Origin of the sequence: Streptomyces sp. NPDC060205 (assembly GCF_042728395.1) — a bacterium.
GTDB lineage: Bacteria > Actinomycetota > Actinomycetes > Streptomycetales > Streptomycetaceae > Streptomyces.
Map to the genome: position 1 here is coordinate 1 of NZ_JBHWZP010000464.1, position 5,744 is coordinate 5,744.

The 5,744-nt window shown below is 70.7% G+C and carries 5 protein-coding genes; 3 read left to right on the forward strand and 2 right to left on the reverse strand.

Features of this window, described 5'->3' with window-relative positions:
- Positions 1–159 precede the first annotated feature (159 nt).
- Together ACFWGJ_RS40995 and ACFWGJ_RS41000 are read right to left on the reverse strand one after the other, a co-directional pair.
- Positions 160–468: a small hydrophobic protein gene (locus tag ACFWGJ_RS40995; RefSeq protein ID WP_387334051.1), complete on the reverse strand. Its 309-nt coding sequence runs from the start codon at positions 466–468 to the stop codon at positions 160–162.
- A 354-nt stretch (positions 469–822) separates the two neighbouring features.
- Positions 823–2,439: an MFS transporter gene (locus tag ACFWGJ_RS41000; RefSeq protein ID WP_387334052.1), complete on the reverse strand. Its 1,617-nt coding sequence runs from the start codon at positions 2,437–2,439 to the stop codon at positions 823–825.
- Between the two features lie 135 nt (positions 2,440–2,574).
- Between ACFWGJ_RS41000 and ACFWGJ_RS41005 the strand changes: the two genes are divergently transcribed.
- From ACFWGJ_RS41005 to ACFWGJ_RS41015, 3 genes are all read left to right on the forward strand, one after another.
- Positions 2,575–3,243, forward strand: a complete 669-nt coding sequence (locus ACFWGJ_RS41005) for a TetR family transcriptional regulator (RefSeq protein ID WP_387334054.1) — start codon at positions 2,575–2,577, stop codon at positions 3,241–3,243.
- A 173-nt stretch (positions 3,244–3,416) separates the two neighbouring features.
- A complete protein-coding gene (locus tag ACFWGJ_RS41010; RefSeq protein WP_387334055.1) occupies positions 3,417–4,640 on the forward strand; it encodes an alpha/beta hydrolase in 1,224 nt (407 codons plus the stop codon).
- Between the two features lie 58 nt (positions 4,641–4,698).
- Positions 4,699–5,601 carry a DUF4429 domain-containing protein gene (locus ACFWGJ_RS41015; RefSeq protein WP_387334056.1) on the forward strand — a complete coding sequence of 301 codons (903 nt, stop codon included), beginning with the start codon at positions 4,699–4,701 and terminating at the stop codon, positions 5,599–5,601.
- Positions 5,602–5,744 lie beyond the last annotated feature (143 nt).

Here is a 5,744-nt window from a genome sequence, read left to right on the forward strand (position 1 = left end):
TTGTTTCTACGCCCCCGCTACCTGCGGGGCCCCCCCCCCTTGGGGGGCGCGGGGAACTGCGCGGCCCGCCCCCACCGGGCCGCACGGGCGTGACGCGGGCAGAGACGTGGCCCGCGGCCCTTCGAAGGGTGCGGGGCACATCTGAAATCTTCAGCTCGGTCAGAACATCATTCCGCCGGGGGCTGCCGATCCAGCCATCCAGACGACGGCCAGAACGGTGTCGATCACTCCCAGTACCAGGGCAATCAGTGCCGGTACCGGACGGGCGCCGTTCCAGCGGCGCCCCATTGCCAGCCAGCCGCAGACGATGGCCGCCGGGCCGAGGATGATCCCCAGCACAAAGAATCCGGCGACCGCGCAGATGACTCCGATGATTCCGAGCGTCGCGCTGTCCGGCCCGCTCCGTGACCTCGTACGGCTACGTGAGCGAGGGTGTTTGCGCGTGGTGTGGCCGAAGCCCGCCATCATCAACTCCCTGGACCTCTGAGCCGACCGAATGCCGGTCGGTTCGGGCTCGGAAGTCGGGTACCCCGGTCATGTCAATTCAGACGCGTACTTCTTTGAAGCGGTTGCGCGGCGTGCTGCCCCCCTCCGGCAGCACGCCGCCACTTCAACCGAACTGCCCGTTCCGTACAGATCAGTTGAGACCACTCTGACCTGGGATACGCGCGGTATGAAAGTCATACGCAGAGGTGTCACCCGGATAAGCGAAAACCCCGCCGAGTGAACTCGGCGGGGTGTAAGGGGATTTCGGAAGGGGGCTGAATGTCCCGGACCGGGTGCACTGGGCCGGGCGTGCCGGGCCGGGCCGGGCGTGCCGGACTAGATGTGGCCGACTCCCGCGCCCGCCTCCGCGTTGGCGCCCCTCTTGGTGAGGAAGGCGACGAAGACGGCGACGACGGCGACGCCGGCCGCGACCAGGCTCGCGAGGCTCATGCCGGAGATGAACGTGTCATGGGCGACGTCCGTGATCTTCGCGGCGATCTCCGGCGGTGTGCCCGGCGCCACCGGCGGCGCGCCGACCTGCACCGCTTCCGCGGCCTGGTCCAGCTCGGCCGGGGAGAGCTTCGGCAGGCCCGCCTCGGCCCAGTTGCCCGCGAGGTCGTTGTCGACCTTGGAGGCCATCACGGCGCCGAGGACCGCGGTGCCGAGGCTGCCGCCGATCTGCATGGCGGCCTGCTGGAGGCCGCCCGCGACACCGGACAGCTCCATCGGCGCGTTGCCCACGATGACCTCGGTGGCGCCGACCATGACGGGCGCGAGACCGAGGCCGAGCAGTCCGAACCAGATCGACATGACCCCACTGCCGGTGTCCGTCTCCAGGGTCGAGATGCCGAACATGGCGACGGCCGTGAACGCCATGCCGCCCGCGAGCGGGACACGCGGTCCCGTCTTACCGATCAGCGCGCCGGCCAGCGGCGAGCCGACGATCATCATGCCGGTGAGCGGCAGCAGGTGCAGACCCGCGTCGATCGGGCTCATCCCGTGCACGTTCTGGAGGTAGAAGGTGACGAAGAACAGGCCGCCCATGAAGGCGATCGCCATGAGCACCATCAGGACCACACCGGCCGACAGCGGCACCGAGCGGAAGAGGGCGAGCGGGATGAGCGGCTCGCGCACCTTGTTCTCCCAGAACGCGAACAGGGCGAAGCCCACCACGGAGATCCCGAGGAACGTCCAGGTCAGCGCGGCTCCCCAGCCCCACTCCGGGGCCTTGATGAGTGCCCAGACCAAACAGAACATGGCGCCGGACAGCAGGCCGATGCCGAGCAGGTCGAAGGAGCGCGGCGCGTTCTTCGCCCGGTGGTCGGTCAGGATGACCGCGCCGAGGACGACCGCGAGGATGCCGACCGGCACGTTGATGAAGAAGACGGACTGCCAGCTGACGTGCTCGACGAGCACCCCGCCGAGGATCGGGCCGCCCGCGGTGGAGGCGCCGATGACCATGCCCCAGATGCCGATCGCCATGTTCAGCTTCTCGGCCGGGAAGGTGGCCCGCAGCAGGCCGAGCGCGGCCGGCATCAGCAGCGCGCCGAACAGACCCTGGAGCACCCGGAAGACCACCACGAAGGCGATGCTGTCGGAGAGCCCGATGGCCCCGGAGGCCGCCGCGAAGCCGACCACGCCTATGAGGAAGGTCTGGCGGTGGCCGAACCGGTCGCCGAGCTTGCCCGCCGTGATCAGCGTGACGGCGAGCGCGAGGAAGTAGCCGTTCGTGATCCACTGGACGTCGGCGAAGGTGGCACCGAGGTCCTTCTGGATGGCCGGGTTCGCGATGGCCACGATGGTGCCGTCGAGGGCCACCATCATGACGCCGACGGCCACGGTGATGAGGGTGAACCACGGGTGGCCGCGCAGCCCCTCGGCCGGAGCCGGGCCGGAGGCGGCCGGGGCCTCGTCGGCCGGGCCCGTCTTGTCGACGGTGGTCTGACTAGTCATGCGATCGAGATTAGTGACAGCCGCTGACAATTGACAAACCAATTCACAATTCGGTAACTGACAAGTCATCCGCGGGGCGGACACGCGCAACGGACGGTCCCCCGGGCGCTTCCCGGAGGGCGGGAAAGAGGACTCATGGACACGGCACCCCGACCGGGCCTGCGCGAGCGCAAGAAGCAGCGCACACGGGACGCGCTGGTGCGGTCCGCCCTGGAACTGTTCGCGGCCCAGGGGTACGAGCGAACGACCGTCGACGAGATCGTCGAGGCGGTCGACGTCTCCCAGCGCACCTTCTTCCGGTACTTCGCCGGCAAGGAGGAGGCAGCCTTCGCCGTCCAGGAGATGACCGAGTCGCACTTCCTCGACGCGGTCCGCCAACGCCCGCCGCACGAAGCCCCCTTGGACGCGCTGCGCCGGGCCGTCATGGCGAGCTGGGACACCATCGGCGAGGCGATCGAGGCCGTCGTACCGATCGAACTGCACATGCGCACCTATCAGTTGATCGAGTCGACCCCCGCGCTGCTGGCCACCCATCTGCGCCGCCACGAGGGACTGGAGGAGCAGCTGGCCCTGCTGATCGCGGAACGCGAGGGCGTCGACGTGGACGCCGATCCGCGCCCGCGCGTGGCGGTGGCCCTGTTCGGCGGCGTGATGCGGCTGGCGGCCCGCCGGTGGGGCGCGGGCGACGACTTCAGCGTGGCCGCGATGCGCGAGCTGACCGCCTCGTATCTGGACGGGATGGGGCCCGCGTTGACCGAGAACTGGCACACGCGTGACGGAAGCGGCCACCGGGACGCCGGGTAACTCCTGCCGCACACAGGGTGGTGACCCTGCGGGTACGGATCATCCCATGTGCGTACACAGCGTGATGACCTGGCAAAGAGCAGGCTCACTTTGCCCCAATTACCCCAACGGAAACGTGATCCGCCTCACTCGGTTAACGCGAGACCCTCTCGTTCTCCTAGTGTGTCCTTTCAGTGACTTCCTTCGACTCCACCCCCCAACTCAACGTCTGGCGCATGTTGCTCGCGCTGGCCGTGGTGTTCGTGATGCTCGGGACCACCGGCTGGACCGCGGTACGCGGTCACAGAGGGGCGGCGACCCCGATCGCGGCCTCCCTCGCCGCCTGGGAACGCGGTCACATAGGCGGCCACCGGCTGCCCGACCCGGACGAGACGACGCCGATCCGGCTGGCCCAGTTCTTCGCCTCGCTCGACACGCGGCAGCGGACCCGGCTCGTCACCCGCTATCCGCTCGCGGTCGGCAACATGAACGGGGCGCCGGTGGCCCTGCGCTACCGCGCCAACCGGATCGCCCTCGGCCAGGCACGCAAGGTCGAGATCGCCCGGATGCGCGACAAGCGGCTCTCCGCGATCGGCCAGCGCGACGCGGGCCGCCGGATGCACCGCTACGAGGCCCTGATGGCGGGCAAGCGCCGCATCCTCGCCTTCGACCCGATGGGCTCGGGCCGGGTCGCGGAGGTCTTCGGAGACCTCGGCAGGGCCGAGCGGGTCTCGGTCGTGGTGCCCGGCGTCGACACCGACCTGCTGACCTTCCAGCGCACCGAGCGCCAGTACACGGCGCCGGTCGGCATGGCCAAGGCGCTCTACCGCGCCGAGCGCCAGGCCAGCCCCCGGACGCGTACGGCCGTGATCGCGTGGGCCGACTACACGACACCGAACGGGCTCGGCATGGACGCCGCCACCGGCACCCGCGCCGAGGAGGGCGCGGTCCGGCTCGACGCGCTCGTCCGTGGGCTGCCCGGCCGCTCACGGGTCGCGCTGTACTGCCACAGCTACGGATCCGTGGTCTGCGGAGTGGCCGCCCACTCGCTGCCGCCCCGGGTCTCCGACATAGCGGTGGCGGGCAGTCCGGGCATGCGGGTCGAGCGGGCGGCGCAACTGCGCACCGCGGCGCGGGTGTGGGCCGTACGGGACTCCGACGACTGGATCCAGGACGTACCGCATCTGGAGGTCGGCGGGCTCGGTCACGGCGCCGACCCGATGTCCTCGGACTTCGGCGCGCGGGTGCTGTCCGCGCGCGGGGCGAAGGGACACACCGGGTATTTCGAGCCCGGGACCGACAGTCTGCGGAACTTCGCCGAGATCGGAATTGGCGCGTACCGCGCGGTCAGCTGCGCACACGAGGACGACGTGTGCCGGGAGGGTCTGCCCGGTACCGCCGAAGCCGGACGCGCGTAGAGGACGAGGAAAGCGCGGGCCGCTCAGGGAGGGGACTAGGAAGCGCATGCCGCATACGATGGCCCGCATGGGTGACGTACTGGCCGGATTTCATGCCGCCTGGGAGTTCGAGTCCGACTCCGTGCTCATCCGCTTCGAACGGGGGATCCGCACGCCGAAGCTGTTCCAGGCGCTCGGTGAGCGGCGCATCCCGCTCGACGCGATCGCGTCGGTGACGCTGACGCCCGGCAAGCGCGGGACGGTCGTCCTGCGTGCCGAGCCTCGGCCGGGCGCGGATCCGTTGATGGAGGCGGCCGCGGGACAGCTGAGGGATGTGTGCGACCCCTACCGCCTCGTGCTGCCCGCCGAGCGGGAGACGCTCGCCGAGTACTACGCGGACGAACTGCGCGCGATGCTGGGGCCGCCGGACGCGGGCCCGGTCGAGCGCTATCTGGTGCGGGCGCCCGAGACGCCGCTCCAGTTCAAGGCGTACGACGGGAAGGCGTCCTTCGACGGGAAGTCCGTGGCCTTCCGGTGGTTCTGGACGGGCGCCTCGTCCGCGAAGTGGAAGGCCGGCGACCAGACGTTCGCCGTCGCCGACCTGTGCGGGGTGGAGTGGCGCTCGCCCGAGATCTTCGAGGGGCACCTGCGGCTGGTGCGGCGCGAGACCGGGGCCTCCCGGCCGGGGCAGGCGGATCAGGATCCGGCCGCCGTCGTGTTCGGGCTGGGGTACGGGCCCGTGCACGAGTCGCTGCCGTTCGCCGCGGCCGTGCTGGCGGCCGCGCGGTCCGGGGGGCCGGCGGTGCTGCCCGACGTGGCGTCGGGGCCGGCCGCCGGGGCGGTCGCGGTGGCGCCGCGGGCCCGGCGCGATCCCGCGGACATCGCCGAACGGATCCGGCACCTCGGTGAGCTGCACGCGGCGGGGCTCGTCACGGACGACGAGTTCTCGGTCAAGAAGGCGGAGCTGTTGGCGGAGCTTTGACGGTTCCGCCGTCGGGTCGTCCGCGGGCCGGTGGGGGCGGGGTGGCGCGGGTGGTTCGTCGGCTGCGGGCGCGTCGTGGCTGATCGCGCAGTTCCCCGCGCCCCTGAAAAGCGGGGCTGCGCCCCTGCTTTTCGCCCTTCAGG

Excerpts from the sequence above, each read along its gene's own strand:
- ACFWGJ_RS40995 (WP_387334051.1), bottom strand. The coding sequence starts at position 468 with ATGATGGCGGGCTTCGGCCACACCACGCGCAAACACCCTCGCTCACGT.
- ACFWGJ_RS41015 (WP_387334056.1), top strand. The coding sequence starts at position 4,699 with ATGGCCCGCATGGGTGACGTACTGGCCGGATTTCATGCCGCCTGGGAG.
- ACFWGJ_RS41000 (WP_387334052.1), bottom strand. The coding sequence starts at position 2,439 with ATGACTAGTCAGACCACCGTCGACAAGACGGGCCCGGCCGACGAGGCC.
- ACFWGJ_RS41005 (WP_387334054.1), top strand. The coding sequence starts at position 2,575 with ATGGACACGGCACCCCGACCGGGCCTGCGCGAGCGCAAGAAGCAGCGC.